The organism is Aeromonas sp. R2-3 (assembly GCF_040908375.1).
GTDB lineage: Bacteria > Pseudomonadota > Gammaproteobacteria > Enterobacterales > Aeromonadaceae > Aeromonas > Aeromonas veronii.
This window is the reverse complement of sequence record NZ_JBFODP010000031.1, coordinates 173,673-195,169: the sequence shown is the minus strand read 5'-3', so window position 1 is coordinate 195,169 and position 21,497 is coordinate 173,673. Positions and strand designations below refer to the sequence as shown.

Sequence of the window (21,497 nt, the reverse complement as noted above, 5' to 3'; positions counted from 1 at the left end):
CCCATGTCTTTGATCGAAACCTGTCAGCGCATCGTGCGCGATCCCCATCTCTCCGCCGCCCAGAAGAGCCACGCGCTGGCGCTGGCCGCCGAGAATGCGTTGCCCTACCCCGACCTGCCTGCCGCAGTCGCCGAGGCGATGGAGCAGGGATTTATCTGCGACATGTTCGAAGGGCACGCCCCCTACAAGCCGCGTTATGTGCTGCCGGACTATGAAAAATTCCTGACTCAGGGCTCTGCCTGGCTGGAGCTGGCTGCGCCGCAGGATTTCGACGAGGCACTCAACGCCCTGCGCATCCTCTATCACCATGTCCCCTCAGTCACCGGCATGCCGGTCTGGCTGGGGCGGCTCGACCATCTGCTGTTGCCGTTTGTCGGCGAACTGGATGACGAGACCCTCTATCGCAAGCTGAAGGGGTTTTGGGTCTATCTGGACAGGGTGCTGCCGGACGCCTTCATGCACGTCAACATCGGGCCGGATGACAACCGTATCTGCCGCCTGATCCTGCGCATCGACAACGAGCTCAAGCAGGTGGCGCCGAACCTCACCTTCTTCCACGATCCGGAGCAGACCCCGGACAGCCTGCTGCTGCAGGCGGTGAAGAATATCGCCGAGTGCAGCAAGCCGCACATCGCCAACTACCCTATCCATCGCGATACCTTTGACCAGCGTGGTTTTGGCATCGTCAGCTGCTACAACGCCCTGCCGCAGGCCGGTGGCGCCAATACCCTGGTGCGCATCTCCCTCAAGCGGGTCGCCGAGCAGTGTCAGGGGATCGATGACTTCCTCGGCTGCCTGCTGCCCCACTACTGCCGTTTGGCCTCCCAGCTGATCGAAGCGCGGGCCGCATTCCTCCACGATGAGTCCGGTTTCTTCGACAGCTTCCTGGTCAAGGAGGGGCTGCTGGATGAGGATCGTTTCGTCCCCATGTTTGGCATCTACGGCATGGCGGAAGCGGTCAATATCCTGATGGATAAAGAGAATCTGCCGGATCGCTACGGCCATGGCGAGGAGGCGAACCAGCTTGGCTATCGCATCTCGGCCCAACTCTCGGAATATGTTACTGCGACGCCGCAAACCCATGCCTGGGGTGGTCGCGCTTTGTTGCATTCGCAAGGTGGCCTCAGCATCGATGTGGCTGTTACCCCCGGGGTGCGCATTCCCTACGGGCATGAGCCGGATCCGACCAGCCATGTGCTGGCGCTGGCGCCGCACCACACTTATTACCATTCGGGGATCAGCGAGATCCTGACGCTGGATCCCACCATCCGCCAGAACCCGCAGGCGCTGTTGCAGCTCTGCAAGGGGGCACTTGCCATCGGTATGCGCGAGTTCACCGCCAACGTGGCCGACAGCGATCTGGTGCGGGTGACCGGCTACATGATCCGCAAGAGCGACGTAGCTCGTTTTGCAGAAGAAGGCTCGCGGTTGCAGACCACCTGTCTCGGTGCCGAGGCGAGTGAAGTGACCGCCATTCGTCAGCGTGCTCCGCGAGTGGTCGCCCACGAATCGACTATCGGCGAGTATTGAGTTCGCACCGATGGCTGATGTCTTGCCAACACGCAGCGCCCTGGTAAGCAGGGTGCTGCCGTTCTCCTGTGTCGACGGGCCGGGCAACCGGCTGGTGCTGTTTCTGCAAGGGTGCAACTTCAGCTGCCCCGGTTGTCACAATCCCCACACTATCGGGCTGTGCGACGATTGCGGTGACTGCCTTGCGGTCTGCCCGAGCGGCGCCCTATCCATGAGCGAAGGCAAGGTTCATTGGCAGGCAACGCTCTGTACCGACTGCGACGCCTGTCTGGATGTCTGCCCGCGCAGTGCCAATCCCAAGACTGCCACCATGACGGTGGCCGACGTGTTGGCCCTGCTGCGCCGCTACGGCCCACTGCTGAGCGGGATTACCGTCTCCGGCGGCGAGGCGACCACCCAGCTTCCCTTCGTGGTTGCGCTCTTTACCGCCATCAAGGCTGCGCCAGATCTGGCCCATCTCACTTGCCTGCTCGACAGCAACGGCTCGCTGGCCGAAACCGGCTGGCAGCGGCTATTGCCGGTGCTCGACGGCGCCATGCTCGATCTCAAGGGGTGGCGTGACTCGGTGCATCACTCCCTGACCGGCTATGGTCGCGAGCGGGTGCTGGCATCGCTGCAACTGCTGGCACGCCACGGCAAGCTGACCGAACTGCGGCTGCTCCATGTGCCGGGCAGGAGCGATTTTCTGGATGCGAATGGTGAGCTTGGCGCAGATCTTGCCGCCTTCTTGCAGCGGCTGGGGCCTGTGCCCATTCGCCTCAACGGCTTTCGCCATCACGGGGTGCGGGGGGAGGCGGCGCAATGGCCAGAGGCTCATCAAACCGAGCTGGAACAGCTGGCCAGCCGTTTGCGTGCAGCGGGATTGGGGCCGGTCTCACTGCCTGCCTTGATGGGCTGAGTGGCTGCGTCATCCGGTGACCGTCATCGCGTGAGGTGCGGCATGGAAAGGCCGCAACTGTGATTTCTGTCTATTGGATGGGGCGAGAACGGCGGCTAGAATAATGGCCATCTTCTTACCCCTCAATGACAGATAATCATGAGTGAAAGCAAGGCGTTATATCGGGTTCAGTTTATTTGCCACAGCGAGCGCTACGAAGTCTATGTGCGCGAAGTCAATCAGGGCCAGCTGTTCGGTTTTATCGAGATTGCCGACTTTGTCTGGGACAACCACACGGCGCTTATCGTCGATCCCAGTCACGAGAAGCTCAAGAGCGAATTTGCCGATGTGCGCCAGACCCTTATTCCCATGCATCAGGTGCTGCGCATCGATCAGGTGAAAAAGCAGGGGGCTGCCCGCATCACGGATCTGGGCAGCAACGTCGCCTCCTTCCCCAGCCCCATCTATACCAAACGTCCCTAGTCCCTGCTTGCCGTTGATGTTTCACCGCGGTGAAACATCAATCTCTTCTCCTTGTCGTCCGGCTCAGGGCTCAATCAATTCGCGACCCAGTTGCAGGATCCGCTGGCGGAACCAATGACGGGCCGAGCCATCACCGGCCGGGCCATACCAGACCAGGCTGTGACTCACCTTGCCGTAATCGAACGGTGCCGGACGCATCACCAGATCCGGTTGATTGGCCATGCAGGCCGCCCAGCCACCGATGGCGGTGAGGATCAGGTCGGTCTGGGGCAGCAGGGCCGCCGCGCTGGCAAAATCGGGCAGGGTGGCGCCAATCTGGCGACGCACCTGCTGCTGGGCCAGGCTCTGCTCGAAGAAGGGGTTGGCCAGCTCCTGATCCCGGATGGCGATATGGCGCCAGTTCAGGTAGGCATCGAGATCCCAGGGCTTGGCCAGCGCGGGGTGGTCTTTGCGCAGCAGGCAGACCAGTTTTTCTTCCCGCAGGGTCTCCCACACCAGCCCGGGCTGGCGCGGCAACGGCTGGCTCTGGTCATGGGGCAGGATCACGAAGTCGAGTTTGCCCGCTGCCAGCGCCTCCAGCCCCTGCTCATCTTTGTTCCAGATCTCCGGCACCATGCCCGGCACCTCTTTCATCAGCTGACCCAGAATGGGGCCCACCGGCCAGGTCATCACGCTCTCGCGCAATCCCAGCCGCAATGTGCCCTGCCACTGCTGCGGGTTGAAGGCGTTCTGGCGAGTGAGGCCGTTCAGTTCCCCCAACAGCCGGTGCAGGGTGGGAGCCAGTCGCTCGGCCATGGGGGTGAGCAGCAGCTGGTTGCCCTGGCGGTAGAGCAGTTGATCCCCCAGCAGATCCCGCAGCTGGTTGAGGGTTTTGCTGACGGTGGAAGGCGTGGTGCAGAGCCGCTCGGCGGTGCGGGTGACGCTCTGGTTGTCGAGCAGCAGGTGCAGGGTGACCAGATGGCGACCTCCCAGCCTAGAGAGAGCGATCAGATCCATAGTGGCTCCTGAAATTGATGAAGATAAACAGGCTTGGAATCAGGGAGATTCAGCATGACCTGCTGGCATTCTCTCACAGCAGGGGGAGGGTGAGCAGACCCATCAAGAGGTGACCGCGAACGCAACAGACAAAAAGCCCCGCCAAAGCGGGGCTAGTGCGGATTAGCCCTTGAGCACCGCGGCCATGGCGTCGGCTACGTAGTCGACGTTGCGACTGTTGAGGCCCGCCACGCACATGCGACCGGATCGCACCAGATAGACGGCGAACTCCTCGCGCAGCCTGTCCACCTGCTCCGGGGTGAAGCCGGTGTAGCTGAACATGCCGCGCTGGTTGATGAAGTAGCTGAAGTCGCGGCCCGGCACCTTGGCGCTCAGCACCTCGAACAGCTTCTGGCGCATGGCCTTGATGCGGGTGCGCATCTCGGTCACTTCGTCGACCCACATGGCGTGCAGCTCGGGCTGGCTCATCACAGCCGCGGTGATCTGGCCACCGTGGGTGGGCGGGCTGGAGTAGTTGCGACGCACGGTGGCCTTCATCTGACCCAGTACGCGGCTGGCTTCTTCGGCATCCTTGCAGATGACCGACAGGCCGCCGCACCGCTCGCCGTAGAAGGAGAGGTTCTTGGAAAACGAGTTGCTGACGAAGAAGCTGACCCCTGCGGCCACCATGGCGCGAATGGCGTAGGCATCCTCTTCCAGTCCGTCACCGAAACCCTGATAGGCGATATCCATAAAGGGGATCAGGTTCTTCTCGACCACCAGCGCGATCACCCGATCCCACTGGGCGCGGGAGAGATCCACCCCGGTCGGGTTGTGGCAGCAGGGGTGCAGCAGCACGATGCTCTTGGCCGGCAGAGTGCTCAGGCAGTCGACCATCGCATCGAACTGCACGCCGCCGGTGGCCGCATCGTAGTAGGGGTAGTCGTGCACCTTGATGCCAGCTCCCTCGAACATCGCCTTGTGGTTGTCCCAAGTGGGATTGCTGACCCACACCTCGGAGGTCGGGAAGTAGCGCTTGAGCAGATCGGCGCCGATCTTCAGCGCGCCGGAGCCGCCGATGGTCTGGATGGTGGCGATACGTCCCGCCTTGACCGCTTCATGGTCGGCACCAAACAGCAGGTGTTGCACTGCGGTGCGGTAGTTGGCGGCGCCTTCCATCGGCTGGTAGGGGCGCGGGGCAGGGGCGGCGGCGCGCTGGGCTTCGGCCTGCTGTACCGAGGCCAGCAGCGGAATGCGGCCCTGCTCGTCGTAATAGAGGCCGATCCCCAGGTTCACCTTCTGCTCGCGGGTGTCTTTGTGGAAGGTCTCGACCAGGGTCAGGATAGGGTCGCCAGCATAGGCATCGACGTGTTCAAACATGGGGGATCCTTGAAATTGACTGTCCAGTAAAACCGGCGGTCAGCCGGGCTGGACATCATGGCGCAAAGCTGGCGGTGGCTCAAGCCCGAAAGGGACGGGGGCTGGCGGGCAGACGCCACACAGCCGTAAACGGAATGATGCGGGGTCGCCCGCAGCCTCATTCACCGGTCCTACTTCAGATAGGATCGCAATACCCGCACTACTTGATCCAGATCTTCCAGCCGCTCGGCCGGGGTGGCATCGGGGGCGCCGAGATGCTCACGCATGTGCCCTTCCAGCACCTCCAGCATCAGGCCGTTGACGGCACCGCGAATGGCCGCGATCTGCTGCAAAATGGCGGCGCAGTCGCTCTCCAGCTCCAGCGCGTGCTCCAGCGCACCGGCCTGTCCCTTGATGCGACGTACCCGTGCCAGCAGCTTCTTTTTACCGTGAATGGTGTGTGACATGCAGGATCCTCTCGATCAATAAAACTATACTGGGGTATAGTATATTGCATTGTCGTCCTCAGGAGAAATCCATGTCATCCCTTGCCTCATCCCACTGCCACCAACCCGTCGTCCACGAAGGGAATCCGCTGGCCGAACAGAAGACTCGCTGGGCCGTGCTGCTGACCGTCATCATGATGGTGGCGGAGATCGGCGGCGGCTGGTTCTACAACTCCATGGCGCTGCTGGCCGATGGCTGGCACATGAGTTCCCACGCGCTGGCGCTCGGCCTCTCGGTGCTGGCCTACCGCGCCGCCCGCCACTTTGCCCGCGACCACAGATTCAGCTTCGGCACCTGGAAGATCGAGGTGCTGGGTGGCTTCACCAGCGCTCTCCTGCTGGTGGGGGTGGCCGGGCTGATGCTGTTCGAGTCGGTGTTCAGGCTGCTCGATCCCAGCCCGATCCACTATCAACAGGCGATCGCCATCGCGCTGGTGGGGCTGCTGGTGAATCTGGCCTGTGCCTGGCTGCTCAAGGATGATCACGGCCATCATCACCACGGCCATGGGCATGACCACCATCATGGGCATGACCACCATCATGGGCATCACGACCACGATCATCATGACCATGACGATCACCACGGCCATCAGGATCTCAACCTGCGTGCCGCCTATATCCACGTGCTGGCGGATGCGGCCACTTCCGTGCTGGCGATCCTGGCACTGGTGGGGGGCATGCTGTGGGGGGCCGACTGGCTGGATCCCCTGATGGGCATAGTGGGGGCCGTACTGGTGGCGGTGTGGGCCTGGGGTCTGCTGCGCGACTCCGGTCGGGTGCTGCTGGATGCCGAGATGGATACCCCGTTGGTGGGTGAGATCCGTGAGGTGATTGCCGACCTGCCGGATGCCGAGATCCGCGATCTGCACGTCTGGCGGGTGGGCCAGCAGCAGTATGCCTGCGTGCTCTCTTTGCTGATGGTCAATCCGCTACCGGCGCAGCAGATCCGCGAGCGGCTGGCGATCCATGAAGAGCTGGTGCATGTGACCATCGAGATCGCCAGCGAACAGGATAAATAACGGGGGCCCTTGGCCCCCTTGGTTTCAGTGCCGTTGGTTCCCTGATGTCAGTGCGGCTGCCCGGTGATCTCATCCTGGGGCTTGTGTTGCCACACAGCGCCGAGCAGCAGCTTGAGCAGCAGTCCGGGCGGGTTGTCCAGTAGCTTGCCGGACTCCAGCAGCAGCTGACCATCGGCGCGAAACCCGAGGCTGGCATCTATGGTGCCATCCTCCGAGACCACCTGGATCAGGCCATTGAGGGCGGATCGCTCGCCGGGCTGACAGCGCAGCCGCAGCTCGCGGGGTTCCCCCAGCAGGGTGAAGGCGCGGCTCAGCGGGGGAGAGTCTTCATAGTCGGGCCAGTTGAAGAAGTGATACTGCTCGGCCAGGGTGCCAGCCTGCTGGCAAAACTGGTCGAACAGCTGCCCGATCGCCTGATACTCCTGATCGAGTCGTCTTGCCTGTTCTTCAATCCGTTTCATTGTTTACTCCTTGTCTATCCACTTGATCAGACATTGCTTTTCTGACCCCGTGACTGCCGTTTTCCAGATATGAGGCCAAATGGCCACGAGGTCTGTGAGCCGGATCGAAGTTTCAGTCTGAAAACGTTATCTTGTTGAAACTGGATGGTTTTTTTGCCTTTCCGCTCACATTTGAATCGATTGCCGCTGATTAATATGGCACCGCCTGGCAATGACCGGGTGCTCGACTATCGAGACTAACTACAGCGGGAATTATAAAAATATGGATATGAAAAAGACCAAAGTGGCGCTGGTAACAGCCTCACTGCTCGCGCTTTTGTCTGGCTGTAATGACAACAGCTCTGATGCCTCCGGTGTGAACCCCGTCCCCCCTACACCGCCTACACCTGAAGTCACCGATGGGCCTATCGCTCGTCTGCCCAAGATGGATCCCCCGAAAGAGTTGCTGGTTGCCGGCGATAATCAGGTGGTCATTGCGCTGGTGGATACCCAGTCGGCAGCCAAAGGGGCCAAGGCACCATTTGACAGCCACAGCCTGCACCTTTGGAACAACGACGCCTGCCAGGCAACGGCTGATAGTGGCCTGAATACCGGGTGGGATGACAAGAGCAAGACACCTGCCACTGCCGACAGCTTTGGTCCGGCCTGGGTTGTTCCGCTCAAAAATGTGGAAGGGTGCATCAACTTTATCGCCCGCAACGGCGATCTGGCCAACCTGACCGGCAGCGATATGAAGGTGATCTTCAGTGAGCACCCGGATCGCACCGTGGCCATCGTCGCGGGCAAGAAGGAGCTGTTTGGCAGCCGTGCCGAAGCCTTTACCGCGGCCTTTGGTGTGGCGGGGGCCAGCGCTCATCTTATCGATGGCAATACCCTGATCTGGCAAGGGGGCAAGGACAAGCCCCACGTTCGCCTCTATTACACCGACTCGGGCACCATCAAGGCCAATGCCGATGGGGTGTTCGATTTCCCCTATATCAGCCTGACCGCGACCAGCCTGACTGCCGAGCAGCAGGCCAAATATCCGCATCTCAAGGATGCAGCCGCTTTTGCCCTGCCAGCCGGTAAAGATCTCAAGCCCCTGCTCAAGGGTGAGCTGGTGGCTATCGGTACCGATGCCGACGGTATCCTGCAAGGAGCAACCCTGGTGCAGAACGCCGGCGCCCTCGATGCGCTCTATGCTCCCGAAGCGACCAAGCTCGGCTATGGGGCCGTGGTGGAGGGAAACCGGGTGACCTTCCGCCTCTGGGCGCCGACCGCCAAGTCGGTCAAGCTGGCCCTCTACAACGCCAGCCACCAGAAGAGTGGTGAAGTGGCCATGACCTTCGACAGCGCCAGCGGCAGCTGGAGTTACGAAGGGGGCAGCGAGCTGATCGGCCAGTTCTACCGCTACGACATGGAGGTCTACCACCCGCTGAGCCGCAAGGTCGAGCACTACGAGGTGACCGATCCCTACTCCTTGAGTCTGGCGATGAACTCCGAGTTCAGTCAGGTAGTGGATCTCGACGATCCGGCCTTGAAACCGGAAGGATGGGACAACCTCAAGGCGCCTCACAGCCAGCAGAACCCCGCCGATATCACCATCTATGAGGCCCATGTTCGTGACCTGACCGGTAACGATGCCTCCACCGATGAAGAGAAGCGCGGCAAGTTTGTCGGTCTGACCCAGCCCGACTCTGTACCGGTCAACCATCTGAAAGCGCTGGCAAAAAGCGGCGTCAGCCACCTGCACCTGCTGCCGGTGTTCGATATCGCTACCGTCAACGAGGATCCGGCCAAGGTAGCCAATCTTGGCGATGACTTCAGCAAGCTCTGTCAGGTCAATTCGGATGTGAAAACATCCAGATTTGGTGGCTATTGCGGTGGCGGTCAGACCGTGGGGGATGTGCTGGCCGACCTGCAAGGGGGCGACAGCAAGGATAATCCGCAGGTGCAGGAGCTTTCCGGTTACCTGCGCGGCGTCGACTCCTTCAACTGGGGTTATGATCCCTACCACTACACCACGCCGGAAGGCTCCTACGCCACCAACGCCGAGGGCACCAAACGTATTCTGGAGTTCCGCGAGATGGTCAAGGCCATCAAGCAGAACATCGGCATGAACGTGGTGATGGATGTGGTCTACAACCACACCAACGAATCCGGGCTCGGCCCCAAGTCGGTGCTCGACAAGATAGTGCCCTGGTACTATCAGCGCCTCAATCCGGAGACCGGCTCGGTGGAGAACTCCACCTGTTGCTCCAACACGGCGCCGGAGCACGCCATGTTCGCCAAGCTGATGGATGACTCTCTGGTCACCTGGGCGCGCGACTACAAGATCGACGCCTTCCGCTTCGACCTGATGGGCCACCACCCGAAAGATCAGATGGTGCAGGCGCTGGCCGCAGTGAAGAAGGTCAATCCCGAGATGTACTTCTACGGCGAGGGGTGGAACTTCGGCGAGGTGCAGGATGACAAGCGCTTTGTGCAGGCGACCCAGAAACATCTGGCCGGTACCGGCATCGGATCTTTCTCCGACCGCTTGCGGGATGCGGTGCGTGGCGGCAGTCCGTTTGATAGTAAAGATGCCATTCGTGAAACCCAGGGTTTTGGCAACGGCGCCATTGTCGATCCTAACGAAATGAGCAAGGTGGAGCTGGCAACGGCCTTGCACCAAGCTGACCTGGTGCGGCTCGGCATGGCGGGCAACCTCAAGGAGTTCGTGCTGACCGACAAGGATGGCATGCCGAAGAAAGGCGCCGAGATCGACTACAACGGTCAGCCTGCCGGTTATGCCCAGGATCCGGTGGAAGTGCAGAACTATGTCGACAAGCACGACAACCAGACCCTGTTCGACAACCTGATCTACAAGGCGCCTGCCGGAGCCCATCTGGTGCGGATGCAGGGGGTCTCGCTGGCAACTGCCATGCTGGGGCAGGGCATTCCCTTCACCCACGCCGGTGTCGAGCTGCTGCGATCCAAATCCATGGAGCGGGATAGCTATGACTCGGGCGACTGGTACAACAAGGTCGACTACACCCTGGGCGACAACAACTTCGACAAGGGGTTGCCGCGCAAGGACAAGGATGGCGACAACTATCCGCTGATCGAGCAGGTGCTCGGCAAGCATGCCAAGCCGGGCTCGGCCGAGATGGCGCAGATGGTGAGCTTCTATCAGGAGCTGGCGGAGCTGCGCAACTCCTCCCGCCTGCTGCGTCTGGGCAGCGGCGCCGAGGTGATCAAGCGGGTCGACTTCCGCAATACCGGCCCGGATCAGGTGCCCGGCCTTATCGTCATGACGGTGGATGATGGCGTCAATGCGGGAGCGGATCTGGATCCGGCCATCGACGGTCTGGTGGTGATGATCAACGCCACCAACCAGAGCCAGAGCATCGGCGACTTCCGTGACGGCAACGATCAGCCCATCGATCTGAGCGGTATGGTGCTTGGCAGCAAGCATCGTGCAGTCGACAGCATCGCCAGCGGCGCCGCCTATGATAATGGCCAGCTGACGCTGGGGGCCTGGTCTGCCGCCGTGTTCGTCAAGCCGCAGTCTGGCGCCCAGGGCGCGGGCCTGCCGGTCAGCAAGAAGACCGACTTGAGCACCCTGCCACCGTTTGGCAACACCGATGTTTATCTGAAGGGGTTCCTCGATGAGTGGGGCAACACCAACCAGATGACCTTCAGTGGCAACTTCATGTACGAGTTCACTACCGAGGTAAGCACCGACAAGCTGGGTACCACCAACGTCAAGATCGCTGACGCCAGCTGGGGGCCGGTCAACTACGGCAGCTGCAACGCCGGTGACAAGCTGGTGGTCGGCACTCCGCTGACCCTTTGCAAGGGGGGTGAAACCGGCAATATCGGTGTCGATCTGGCCAAGGCAGGCAGCTACAAGTTTGTCTTTACCGCCATGAACAAGGACAAACCGACCCTGAGCGTCAGCTTCACCGAGCCGGTGCAGAGCTGCAAGGTGCTGGAGACGGTGGCGGGCAATCCGCTCGGCTACAACTTGTTCGTCAAGGGTGAGCTCTCCGGCTGGAATGCCCAGCCCCAGTACCAGCTGAGCTACAAGGGGATGGACGGCGATCTCGCCATCTATCAGGCGGCGTTCAACTACGCTGGCAGCACCGAGTTCAAGGTGGCCAACGAGGACTGGAGCAAGGAGTACCTGCTCAACGGTGGTGGCGCGGTGAACGCTGAAACCGGCTATTCGTTCGCCTTCTCCAAGGGGGGCAGTGCCAATAACAGCATCACCCTGCCGCAGGGGCTGTGGAGTGTGCTGGTGAAGGTTGACCCGGCTGGCGTTAAGGCGGGTACTGCCGTCATTCAGGAGTGCAGCGTCAAGTAAGCAAGCCATTGAGTCCGGGGGATGGCTCGGCGCCCCCGGGTTGAATTCCACCTTGCCAAGGGTGGGATAACTCCGAGAGAGTAAGCAAAGCGCGACTGCCGACCGGCAGGCGCGCTTTTTCTTTTACGGGGTGCCGTGAGAGGAAAAAGAAAAGCCGTCCCGGTTGGGGGACGGCTTTTGGCTGGGATACCATTGGCTGGCTTAACGCTTGCGCAGCAGCCGCAAGGCGTTGGCGGTTACCAGCGCGGTGGCGCCGGTATCGGCCAGCACCGCAATCCACAGTCCGGTGATGCCGAGCAGGCTGGTGACCAGGAAGATGGCCTTCAGTCCCAGTGCCAGCGCGATATTCTGGTGAATATTGGCCAGTGCCGCCCGCGACAGCCGGATCATCGCGGCAATACCGCCGAGCTGGTTGTGGGTCAGCGCCGCATCGGCGGTCTCCAGCGCCACATCGGTGCCGCCGCCCATGGCGATGCCGATACTGGCCCGCTTCATGGCGGGGGCATCGTTGATGCCATCGCCGATCATGGCAACCTTCCGGGTGCTGGCCAGCTTGGCGATCTCTTCTACCTTGTTCTCCGGCAGCAGACCGGCACGCCAGCCCATCCCAAGTTCACCGGCGATGGCCTCGGCGGCGCGGGGGTTGTCGCCGGTCAGCATGATGCTCTGCAGGCCGAGCCGGTTGAGCTCTTGCAGCGCCCCTGCCGCTTCCGGCCGGATCTGATCCCGCAGCGCCAGCAAGGCGACTGGCAGCGCTTGGTCGCCGCTGCTTTGGCAGAGCACCACGACAGTCTTGCCCTGCCGCTCCAGCGAAGCAATCCGGGTCTGCTGTTCCACATTCAGGGTCGCCACCCGGCTCGGTGCCAGCAGTTGCCACAGTTCGCCGTTGATACGTCCCTCAACTCCCATGCCCGGTAGGGCTCGCAGGTCGCGGGCCTCAGCCAGCGTCAGCCCCTGTTCGGTCGCGTTGGCGACCACGGCGCGGGCCAGCGGGTGGTGGGAGCCCTGCTCGATGGCAGCCGCCAGTGCCAGCAACTCGTCCTCCGGCTGGCCATTGAGGCTCACTAGCTCGGTCAGCTGCGGCTTGCCCAGCGTCAGGGTGCCGGTCTTGTCAAAGGCGACTGTATCGATATGGGCCAGTCGCTCCAGTGCGGCCCCCCCCTTGATCAGCGCCCCCTGACGGGTGGCGGCGGCCAGCGCCGAAGTAACCGCTGCCGGGGTGGAGATGACCAGCGCGCAGGGGCATCCGATGAGCAGCAGCGCCAGCCCGCGATAGATCCACTCGTCCCAGCTCTGGCCGAAGGCAAGGGGCGGCACCAGCACCACCAGCAGGGCGACCAGCATCATGGCCGGGGTATACCAGCGGCTGAACCGGTCGATAAAGCGCTCGATGGGCGCGCGCTGGCTTTCGGCCTCCTCGATGAGGTGCAGGATGCGGTCGATGGCGTTGTTGCCGGGTTCGGAGACCACCTCAAGGCGCAGCACCCGATCGGCAGCCAGACTACCGGCCGGCACCTTGTCCCCCTGGCGACGTTCCACCGGAATGGATTCACCGGTCAGGGCGCTCTCGTCAAACGCGCCGAGGGCGTCGAGCAGACGAGCATCGGCAGGCAAGCGGGCACCCGGAGCGATTTCGATAATGTCGCCGGGACGCAGCTCATCGGCAGCTACATCTTCCCGCACCTCGCCCTCGGCAGTGGTACGGATCCGCAGCGCCTTGTCGGGCACCAGCGCCATCAGGGCTGTGACCCCGGCACGGGCGCGTCCGGCGGCGTAGGCCTCCAGATGTTCACCCAGCATAAAGAGCAGCAGCACCATGGCCGCTTCGGCGGTTTCGCCGAGGAACAGGGCCCCCACGGCGGCGACCGTCATCAGGGTCTCGATGGCGAAGGGGGAGCCGCTTTTGGTCAGCGCCCACGCCTTGCGGGAGATGGGCCACAGCCCCCAGAGGGTCGCCAGGGTAAAGAGTGGCTGACCGAGCTCTTTCGGCAGCAGGGCGGCGACCAGCATCAGGCCGGCCAGTGACAGGGGCTGCCAATATTTGCCCAGGGTGGTCAGCAGCGGGCTTTGGCGTGTTGCTTCCTTTGTGATTGTGTGGGCTGTATTGGCCTGAGCACCCTTGAGCTGGAAACCGGCGGCCAGCACGGCGGCGGTGACGGGATCGGGGGAGAGGCCGGGGGCCAGATCCACCACCAGCTTCTCGGTGGCAAACAGCACGCGCGCCTGCTGCACGCCGCTCACCCGGCTGACGGCTGTCTCGATCTTGCGGGCGCAGCTGGGGCAATCCATCCCCAACACCTGCCAGCTGTGACGGCTGTTGCCTTGCGCAGGCGCAACCAACGGGTCTGCAGGTGGCATATCGTGCTCGTGATCATGTTCATGATCGTGAGCCGGCGATAAGGGGGCGCTGCAGCACGCTTGATCGTGACAGCTTTCTCGGGGAGGCTCTTCATCCCCGGGGGATTCATTGCCGTCACGGGATGCGTGCTCATGAGGCGTCGGGGTTGAACCGCAACTGACGGGCGTGGTGTTGTCGCAGCAGTGGCTATCGTGGTGATGTTCACTCTGGCCGGGGGCCGCCTTGCTGACGGCCTTGATGGGGGCAGCGTGCTGATGATTGCAGCAGGATTTGCTCATGATGAGTCCCTCTTGATGGATCCCGCCCCTGCGAGATCCCTGATTACCGAGAAGGAGTCTAAACCTTGGTGTTAAGTCCAAGGTCAACCCCTTTATATCCCTTGTCTTCGCGGGTGTTTGTCTGGTCCCGCCGCCCCTATACTGATCACCCGGATTTTTACTACACCAATAAAGGACATAACACATGAGCAACTCAGTCACTCTGCAAGGCAACCCGGTTTCCGTCGCTGGTCACTTCCCGGTCGCCGGTGAGCAAGCCAAGCCCTTCTCCCTGGTGGCCAAGGATCTCTCCGACGTGACCCTGGCAAGCTTTGCCGGTCAGCGCAAAATCCTGAACATCTTCCCGAGCGTCGATACCCCGACCTGCGCGACCTCTGTGCGCAAGTTCAACGAGCAGGCCAGCGCGCTGGAGAACACTGTCGTGCTGTGTATCTCCGCCGATCTGCCGTTCGCCCAGTCCCGCTTCTGCGGCGCCGAAGGGCTGGACAAGGTAGTGACCCTCTCCACCCTGCGCGGTGCGGCCTTCATGGAAGATTACGGCGTTGCCTTCTCTTCCGGTCCGCTGGTCGGTCTGACCGCTCGCGCCATCGTGGTGCTGGATGGTGACAACAAAGTGCTGCACAGCGAGCTGGTCGCCGAAGTGGCCGACGAGCCGAACTACGCTGCGGCGCTGGCCGTGCTGTAAGGCTGCAAGCCATAAAAAATCCCGCTTCGGCGGGATTTTTTATGCGGGAATTGTCCGTTCAGGGCGTAGCTGGCGGGGTGGTCGCCGGTTCAGCCTTGGCGGGTGGGGAGGGTTGCCACTCTACATAGGGGCGGTGGATCTTCTCGTAAATTTCAGCCAGTTTGCCGGTGGCGGCCAGCTGATCGATGGCTTGGCGGATAAATTCGTCCATCTCATCACCAGCAGCCCCTTTCTGGATAATGAAGACATCCTCGAAATCACCGAAAAATTCTCGCCTGATATTGGTCAGCCCCAGCTGCTTGAGCATCAGGTCGGCCTCCTCTTGCGCCCAGACAAAGGCGTCGATACGGCCGCGTGAGAGCTTGCGCAGTGACTGCTCGATACTCATCGAGCGCTGCACCGGGAAGGGCATATAGTCGGGTACGGCCTCGATCAGCAGATCCCGTTTGGTGGGCACTATGCCATAGGCCATATCCGTGGTGACCGGATAGGCGGTATTGCTGTAAATCACATGGGCAACCTTGCCAAAACTGCGGGTACTGAAGCGATAAGCCAGCATATCGATATCCTTGAGGTTGCGGATGGCGGGCAGCCCCAGGTCAGCCTTGCCGGAGATCACCCCTGCCATGGCGCGGGCGATGGGGTAGATGGTGATCTTGATGGTCACATCGGGGTAGAGGTCATCGATGGCGTGCACCAGGTCGACAAAGGGGCCTGTCTTGTCGGCATTGATCAGCCCCGGCAGCTCGCCAAGGTGGGCATTGAGGATGCGCACCGGTTTCGGCGGCTCGGGGGCGGCGTCGTTCTCCGGAGTCTGCGACAGGCCGAGGGTGGCGCTGCCGAGCAGGGTGACCACGAGCAGCAGAAGGGGGATGTGTCTGGTCATGGCGAGTCTCTCTTGGTGATGGGTCAGCTAAAGTGTAGTCAGCCCGTCGTCAGCCCCCTTGGCCATGCCATCATGGATAGGGTTTTACTTCTCGGCCCCCGCTCACTAGACTTCGCCTCCCACTTCTTTGTTGACTTAGCGCCATGACCTTTAGCGAACTTGCCCTTCATCCCGACTTGCTTGCCTCTTTGCCCGTCACCTTGCAGACGCCGACCCGCATCCAGCTGCTGGCCATTCCGGCGGCGCTGGCGGGGCAGGATCTGCTGGCGCTGGCCCAGACCGGCAGCGGCAAGACGCTGGCGTTTGGCTTGCCGCTGCTGCAACGGCTGGATCCTGCCTCCAGCCAGGTGCAGGGTCTGGTGCTGGCGCCAACTCGCGAGCTGGCGATTCAGGTCACTGCCGCGCTAAAAGAGGGTGCCGAGGCGCTGGGGCTGCGCATCGTGACGTTGTGTGGGGGCGTTGCGCAGGAGCGGCAACAGGCCGAACTGGCGCAGGGGCCACAGCTGCTGGTCGCCACGCCGGGGCGGTTGCGGGATCTGCTGACCCAACAGGTGCTGGGGCTGGAGGGTTTGCAACTCTTGGTGCTGGATGAGGCGGATCGCCTGCTGGAGATGGGCTTTGCTCCCGACATCAAGGCGCTGCTCGGCTTTATTCCTGCGGATCGCCAGACCCTGCTCTTCTCCGCCACCTTGCCTGCCGAGCTGGAGGCGCTTGCCAACGGCCTGCTGCGCGCGCCCACCCGCATCGAAGCCACCCCCCTCAACAGCGTGGTGAACGAGATCGAAGAGCGGCTCTATCTGGTCAACAAGAGCAGCAAGGTGCCGGCGCTCATCAGCTTGCTCAAGGAGCAGGCGTGGCCGCAGGTGCTGGTCTTTATCAGTGCGCGGGATGATGCCGACGGGGTTGCCAGAAAGCTGGCCAAGGCGGGCATTGCGGTGGCCGCCCTTCATGGCGAGAAGGAGCAGGCGGTGCGCGAGCAGGCACTCGGCGATTTCAAAGAGGGCAAAATTCGGGTGCTGGTGGCCACCGACCTGATGGCGCGCGGCATCCATGTGGAGGCGCTGCCGGTGGTGATCAATCTGGATCTGCCCGCCAGCGCCCCTGTCTATGTACACCGCATTGGTCGTACCGCCCGGGCTGGCCGCGAGGGGCTGGCCATCTCGCTGGTTTGTCATGGCGAGAGTGACATGCTGCAAGCCATTCGCACCCTGACCGGCCGCGAGCTGCCGTTGGGCGATCTGGCGGGATTCCCGGTCACCGACCAGCCTGCCAGCGGGGAGGGCAAGCGCCCCCCTCGTGACAAGCAGGCCAATCGCCGCACTCAGGCCAAACGCAGCGTCAAGCAGTTCAAGGGCAAGCGCTGACCTCAGGGTTTGCCTTGCTCCCGCGCGAAGAAGTCACGACGCCACTGGCTCAACACCTCCTCCTTGTGTTGTTGCCACAGGGCAGGATCCATCTGTTGTTGGCTGGCCGCCAGTTGCTGCTCCAGCTCGGCCAGCTCTCGCTGGTAGCGGTTGCGTTGATCCAGCTGCTGCTGGCGCGCCCCGGCAAACGCCAGCGTGGCTTCAGCCTGCTCTGCGGGCAGGAAGTGACGGGCCAGGGTGGCCAGCTCCTCATCTCCCCAAAGCTGACGAGCTTGCTGCAGGCGGGCATCCGGGTTGAACAGATCCACCGCCAGATCCGGATGATCCGCCGCCCACTGATCCTGCAAGTGGCTGAGGGCGTCCAGCCGCTCGGCCAGCGGCAACTGCTCGTTCTCTTGCGCCAACTGATCCAGCGCCAGTGCATAGCGCCCCTGTAGCCGGATCAGGCTCTCCCCCTCGCTCAGCCACCCGGCCTCTGCTGCCTCCAGATTGCTCACACGCTGCACCAGCGGCAACTCGCTGTCGCTGATCTCGCTGGCAAGCTGGTTGATCAGTTCATCCGGCATCGCCTGCCAGCTGCTGGGCACTTCTTTGCTTTTGCCATCCATCCCCTCAGCGTTTGGCATGTGGAGAGGCGGGCTCCCCGGTTCTGGTGGCAACTGCACATCGGCCAGAGAGGGCGTCGCCGACCGTTCTGGCGATATCGGGGGCTGCTCTTCCTGCCAGCCCAGATTCACCAGTAAAAGGGTCAGGATAGCCAGCGTCAGTATCCCGTAACGGCGAGTCATCGGCTGATCTCTCCCTTGACCGGGAAGTGGTCTGAGAGGTTGCTGGCGGGCCAGAGGCTGCCATCGCTGCTGCGCGGGATCCAGACCGTGTTGAGGTTGTGGCTGGCGCTGCCGTACTCCCGGCTCACCACCAGATAGTCCAGATACTCGACGTTGGCGCCACCGGAGAGCGGGCCACCGGCATAGGGGTTGATCCTGGGATCGAAGGTGGCTTCGGTATAGCCGCCATAGGCGGGTTCATTGGCGTTCAGATTGGCCAGCATATTGGCGTAGTCATCGGCAAACTTGCGTTTGTTGACGTTGAAGTCGCCGCCGTAGATGACGGTGTCCGTGGTCGGGATCTTGAGGCTGGCAGCCAGAGAGCGGATCTGACCGAACTGGATCTGCCGCAGTTTGCGCGCCTCGTCGGTGTCGAAGCTGGCGGTGTGGGTGGCGAACAGGTGCCACGCCTTGCCCCCCTTGATCACCTCGGCGTACATCACCCCCTTGTCGGCGAAGCAGTCGGTGCCGGTGCATTGGGGATAGACCAGCTGGGCCTCCCGCACTATGGGATAGCGGCTGACAATCACTACACCGCCGTCGTGGACGTTGACCCCGGGTTTGTCGAGCACCTTGGTCTGGTAGGGATACTCTTTCGCCAGCGCCTGCAAAAAGCCCTCGCGGCGGCCATCGAATACCTCTTGCAGCAGCAGTGCGTCATAGCCCTTGAGATGCTCTGGCAGCAGAGCCAGCCGCTCACCGATGCTGGAGGCGATCACCGGCAGCGCCCAGACGTTGTAGCTGGCCACCTTGAGCCTGTTTTCTGCCGGTTCCGGTTGCTCCCGTTTTTGGGGAGGCGTGATCATATAGTGCAGATCGTCGTAGCGGCCGGTGAACTTGGCGGCAAAGGCCAGCTCTTGTGGCCCCGCAACGCGGTGGATCGCCCGATCGTTTTGCCAGCCGGATGCGCCGGTTGGCGTTTCGCCACCGTGCTGCAAGGTGGTGTTCCACCAGGTTCCCTCCATCAGCTGGTTGAGCCGATAGACGTCGCCACCCGCTGTGGTCACGCTGGTTTCGAACAGATAGCTCTTGCCCGCCTTTACCCCCTCATAGCGATTGAAGTTGAGTACCATGGCGCTCTCCCACGGGCCCAGCTCGGTGCGGTGCTGGCTCCACTGACTGCCGGGTTGCAGCTGGCCGCTGCCGCTTTGGCGGATGTCGATCTGAAGCGGTTCAGGACTGTTGTTGGTGAGGTAGACATCGGTATCGGCCAGTGCCAGTTGCGGGAACTGGCTGACCAGCAGCAGGGCGGCATAACTGAGGGTTTTCTGCATCACAGGATCCTTTTGGTTGCAGGGCAATGGAAAGTGACTGTTATGGCGAATGCAGAGGTCAGTTTGTTTACATTTTGGTTACAAGTAAATGAATTGGTTTTGTTTGGAGCTTTGTGGAGGTGTAAAGCGAGCGAGGCAGCACGCTTAAAGAGAGAGGGGGAGGAGCGAGGGAAGGCGCCCGTGTCAGGCGCCTTCAGGAATTAGCGGTGGGCCAGCGGGTAGGTGAAGAGCGCCAGATGGGCGAAGTTGAAGGCGAAGTGGATCAGGATGGCCACGGAGAGTCGCCCGCTGAGCTGGAATGCCAGGCCGTAGCAGCAGCCTGCCAGGGTCGCAAACAGCGCCAGCAGTGGGCCACCGGGCAAGTGGATGGCTCCGAACAGTAGCGCAGCCACGACGATGCCAATCCAGGGGCGGTAACGCTCGGTCAGCCCCTGCTGGATCGCGCCGCGAAACAGCGCCTCTTCCGCCACACAGGTGAACAGCAGATTGTTGAGTGCAAACAGCCACCACCAGTGGGGCAGACCCACTTCCGGTTTCAGTGCCCCCAACTGCCAGGCGATGACCAGCAGGGCACCCAGCGGCAGCAGTAACAGGGCCAGCGGGCGCCAGCGGATGGCGCCCCCCTTGCCCAGCAGCATCGGGCAGGCCAGCAGCAAGCCAAAGAGCAGCAGCGGTTTGTCGAGGTTCAGATACATGTTGAACGGCACGCTGGCGGGGCCTGCCAGCGCCTGATCCAGCACCTTGAGATTGTTGAAGCCGGGGATCAGGTGCAGGGTCAGCGCAATCGCCCAGAGGATCAGCACCACTCTGGCCGCCATCGCCCAGCGGGCGGGGAGGGTTGGCGTACGCCACGCCAGCAGTAATCCTGCGACCGAGACCAGCAGGGCGGGTAGCGTCATTCGGTCAAGCCACAGTGCCAGCAGCAGGGAGAGTCCCAGCAGAGCAAAGGCGGGAAGACGCTGGCGGAAGAGGGCAAGCAGCACGGCCAGCGCCAGCACGCCCCAGATAAATGAGTCGGGAAGGGGTAACATTGGATCTCCTTGATCGAGGCAGGCGGCAACCTTAACAAGAGGGCGTCAGCAGGACAACCGCGCAGGAGGTGGTCGGATCCCTTCTCTATACTCATCAACAGGGTAAAGGGAGAGCAGCTGATGAAGCACTGTCTGTGGTTGTTGTGTTGTTGGTGTGTCTGGCTGCAGGCGGCACCCTTGCTGCTGGTGACCGGTGAGTTCACCCCTTATACCGGCAAGGCACTGCCTGAAGGCGGCGAGAGCACCCGGCTGGTGACGACCCTGCTGCAAGAGGCCGGGTATCGAGAGCTCCAGGTCGACTACCTGCCCTGGCCCCGCGGCTATCAGTTGACCCGCAATGGGTTGGTTGCGGCCACCTTCCCCTACGCCTGGACTGCCGAGCGGGCCAAGCTCTTCCACTACAGCGCTCCCATTCATATTGATCGCCTCTCCTGGTTCACCTATCGGGGGAGCGAGACCATTCAGGCTGGCCGCTGGCAAGGGTTGCGTGTCTGTATTCCGCTGGGGTGGAGCACCAGCCATGCCGACGGGGTGATCAAGCGTTTCGGGCTGGATCTGCAGCGCCCCAAGACACTGGCACAATGTCTGCAACTGCTGGCTCGCAAACGGATCGATCTGCTGCCGATGAACGAGACGGTGACCCGGGATGCCAGCCGTCAGCTGTTTGGCGACCCCTGCCATCTGCAGGCATTGCCCCACTTTCGCCAGAGCGATACTTTTTATCTGATCATTTCACGGCAGTACCCGGAGGCCGCCAGCCTGCTTGAGCGCTTCAATCATGCCCTGGCTGCCGCCCGTGCCGATGGCCGCTATGACCAACTGATCTCCCGAGCCGGAAAGGGGATCGATTGCCGTTGAGAGTGCACGGCCGGAAAACAAAAAGCCGGAGCAGTGGCTCCGGCTTTCTTTTATGCCTTCAGGGGCGATTAGCGGCCTGATTCTGCGATCACGCGGGCGATGATATCGGCGCGCTTGCTGGCTTCCAGTTCGCCCAGGGCGATCAGGCCAGCCTTGAAGATGACGTTCTTCGGCAGGCTGACATCGTCCAGCGTGGCGATCGCTTCAACGTGCATGCCGTTCAGACGGCTGGCATCGCGCGGGCTCAGGTTGACCTGGGTGTTCATCACCTGCTTGCCTTTCTTCTTGGCAGGTGCAGCCGCTTTCTTGGTTGATTCCTGTTCTTCGTCTTCCGGCAGTTCGTCATCAAAATCGTAAATAGACATAGTCAATCCTGTTGAGTTAGGCAAAAGGGCACG

18 protein-coding genes are annotated in these 21,497 nt (G+C 62.0%); 8 read left to right on the top strand and 10 right to left on the bottom strand.

Annotation, left to right across the window (positions count from 1 at the left end):
• Window positions 1–3: 3 nt before the first annotated feature.
• The 3 genes from AB5Z02_RS17220 (at window position 4) to AB5Z02_RS17210 (ending at window position 2,890) form a co-directional block, all read left to right on the top strand.
• Entirely contained in the window at window positions 4–1,530 is a 1,527-nt protein-coding gene (locus AB5Z02_RS17220) for a YjjI family glycine radical enzyme (RefSeq protein WP_139403007.1), read from the top strand.
• 10 nt (window positions 1,531–1,540) lie between these two features.
• Window positions 1,541–2,428, top strand: a complete 888-nt coding sequence (locus AB5Z02_RS17215; protein ID WP_368216531.1) for a YjjW family glycine radical enzyme activase — start codon at window positions 1,541–1,543, stop codon at window positions 2,426–2,428.
• Between the two features lie 138 nt (window positions 2,429–2,566).
• The gene (locus AB5Z02_RS17210; protein ID WP_005340296.1) at window positions 2,567–2,890 is read left to right on the top strand and encodes a DUF1820 family protein; all 324 of its coding nucleotides are present in this window, start codon (window positions 2,567–2,569) and stop codon (window positions 2,888–2,890) included.
• Window positions 2,891–2,953: 63 nt separating this feature from the next.
• On the opposite strand, the gene AB5Z02_RS17205 is transcribed toward AB5Z02_RS17210, so the two are convergent.
• From AB5Z02_RS17205 to AB5Z02_RS17195, 3 genes are all read right to left on the bottom strand, one after another.
• Window positions 2,954–3,886 carry a LysR family transcriptional regulator gene (locus AB5Z02_RS17205; protein ID WP_304520276.1) on the bottom strand — a complete coding sequence of 311 codons (933 nt, stop codon included), beginning with the start codon at window positions 3,884–3,886 and terminating at the stop codon, window positions 2,954–2,956.
• A 162-nt stretch (window positions 3,887–4,048) separates the two neighbouring features.
• On the bottom strand, window positions 4,049–5,245 hold the full coding sequence (locus AB5Z02_RS17200; protein ID WP_304520275.1) for an amino acid aminotransferase: 1,197 nt from the start codon (window positions 5,243–5,245) through the stop codon (window positions 4,049–4,051).
• A 170-nt stretch (window positions 5,246–5,415) separates the two neighbouring features.
• Window positions 5,416–5,691 carry a metal/formaldehyde-sensitive transcriptional repressor gene (locus tag AB5Z02_RS17195; RefSeq protein WP_304520274.1) on the bottom strand — a complete coding sequence of 92 codons (276 nt, stop codon included), beginning with the start codon at window positions 5,689–5,691 and terminating at the stop codon, window positions 5,416–5,418.
• A 71-nt stretch (window positions 5,692–5,762) separates the two neighbouring features.
• Here AB5Z02_RS17195 and dmeF point away from each other — a divergent pair, with 71 nt between their 5' ends.
• On the top strand, window positions 5,763–6,749 hold the full coding sequence (gene dmeF / locus AB5Z02_RS17190; protein ID WP_304520273.1) for a CDF family Co(II)/Ni(II) efflux transporter DmeF: 987 nt from the start codon (window positions 5,763–5,765) through the stop codon (window positions 6,747–6,749).
• Between the two features lie 47 nt (window positions 6,750–6,796).
• Here the strand turns inward: dmeF and AB5Z02_RS17185 are convergent, their stop codons facing one another.
• Window positions 6,797–7,210 carry a hypothetical protein gene (locus AB5Z02_RS17185; RefSeq protein WP_005348835.1) on the bottom strand — a complete coding sequence of 138 codons (414 nt, stop codon included), beginning with the start codon at window positions 7,208–7,210 and terminating at the stop codon, window positions 6,797–6,799.
• A 262-nt stretch (window positions 7,211–7,472) separates the two neighbouring features.
• Here AB5Z02_RS17185 and pulA point away from each other — a divergent pair, with 262 nt between their 5' ends.
• Window positions 7,473–11,537 (top strand): pullulanase-type alpha-1,6-glucosidase, encoded by a 4,065-nt coding sequence (gene pulA / locus AB5Z02_RS17180; protein WP_368216530.1) that lies wholly within the window; start codon window positions 7,473–7,475, stop codon window positions 11,535–11,537.
• Between the two features lie 201 nt (window positions 11,538–11,738).
• Here pulA and AB5Z02_RS17175 read toward each other — a convergent pair whose 3' ends face one another.
• A complete protein-coding gene (locus AB5Z02_RS17175) occupies window positions 11,739–14,174 on the bottom strand; it encodes a zinc/cadmium/mercury/lead-transporting ATPase (RefSeq protein ID WP_368216529.1) in 2,436 nt (811 codons plus the stop codon).
• 184 nt (window positions 14,175–14,358) lie between these two features.
• Between AB5Z02_RS17175 and tpx the strand changes: the two genes are divergently transcribed.
• The gene (gene tpx / locus AB5Z02_RS17170; RefSeq protein ID WP_005341463.1) at window positions 14,359–14,859 is read left to right on the top strand and encodes a thiol peroxidase; all 501 of its coding nucleotides are present in this window, start codon (window positions 14,359–14,361) and stop codon (window positions 14,857–14,859) included.
• A gap of 58 nt (window positions 14,860–14,917) precedes the next feature.
• On the opposite strand, the gene AB5Z02_RS17165 is transcribed toward tpx, so the two are convergent.
• Window positions 14,918–15,745, bottom strand: coding sequence for a transporter substrate-binding domain-containing protein (locus AB5Z02_RS17165; RefSeq protein WP_368216528.1), 828 nt, complete (start codon window positions 15,743–15,745; stop codon window positions 14,918–14,920).
• 143 nt (window positions 15,746–15,888) lie between these two features.
• On the opposite strand from AB5Z02_RS17165, the gene AB5Z02_RS17160 reads away from it, so the two are divergent.
• Window positions 15,889–17,109 carry a DEAD/DEAH box helicase gene (locus tag AB5Z02_RS17160; protein WP_368216527.1) on the top strand — a complete coding sequence of 407 codons (1,221 nt, stop codon included), beginning with the start codon at window positions 15,889–15,891 and terminating at the stop codon, window positions 17,107–17,109.
• Between the two features lie 2 nt (window positions 17,110–17,111).
• Here the strand turns inward: AB5Z02_RS17160 and AB5Z02_RS17155 are convergent, their stop codons facing one another.
• The 3 genes from AB5Z02_RS17155 to AB5Z02_RS17145 form a co-directional block, all read right to left on the bottom strand.
• Complete coding sequence (locus AB5Z02_RS17155; protein ID WP_368216526.1) at window positions 17,112–17,897, bottom strand: hypothetical protein; 786 nt, start codon at window positions 17,895–17,897, stop codon at window positions 17,112–17,114.
• Window positions 17,894–19,210, bottom strand: a complete 1,317-nt coding sequence (locus tag AB5Z02_RS17150) for a sphingomyelin phosphodiesterase (protein ID WP_368216525.1) — start codon at window positions 19,208–19,210, stop codon at window positions 17,894–17,896. The genes AB5Z02_RS17155 and AB5Z02_RS17150 overlap by 4 nt, the downstream gene beginning before the upstream one ends.
• Before the next feature lie 200 nt (window positions 19,211–19,410).
• A complete protein-coding gene (locus tag AB5Z02_RS17145) occupies window positions 19,411–20,241 on the bottom strand; it encodes a lysostaphin resistance A-like protein (protein WP_368216524.1) in 831 nt (276 codons plus the stop codon).
• A 120-nt stretch (window positions 20,242–20,361) separates the two neighbouring features.
• Between AB5Z02_RS17145 and AB5Z02_RS17140 the strand changes: the two genes are divergently transcribed.
• Complete coding sequence (locus tag AB5Z02_RS17140) at window positions 20,362–21,099, top strand: substrate-binding periplasmic protein (RefSeq protein WP_368216523.1); 738 nt, start codon at window positions 20,362–20,364, stop codon at window positions 21,097–21,099.
• 68 nt (window positions 21,100–21,167) lie between these two features.
• Here the strand turns inward: AB5Z02_RS17140 and AB5Z02_RS17135 are convergent, their stop codons facing one another.
• Window positions 21,168–21,464 carry a hypothetical protein gene (locus tag AB5Z02_RS17135; RefSeq protein ID WP_005340323.1) on the bottom strand — a complete coding sequence of 99 codons (297 nt, stop codon included), beginning with the start codon at window positions 21,462–21,464 and terminating at the stop codon, window positions 21,168–21,170.
• Between the last annotated feature and the right edge of the window lie 33 nt (window positions 21,465–21,497).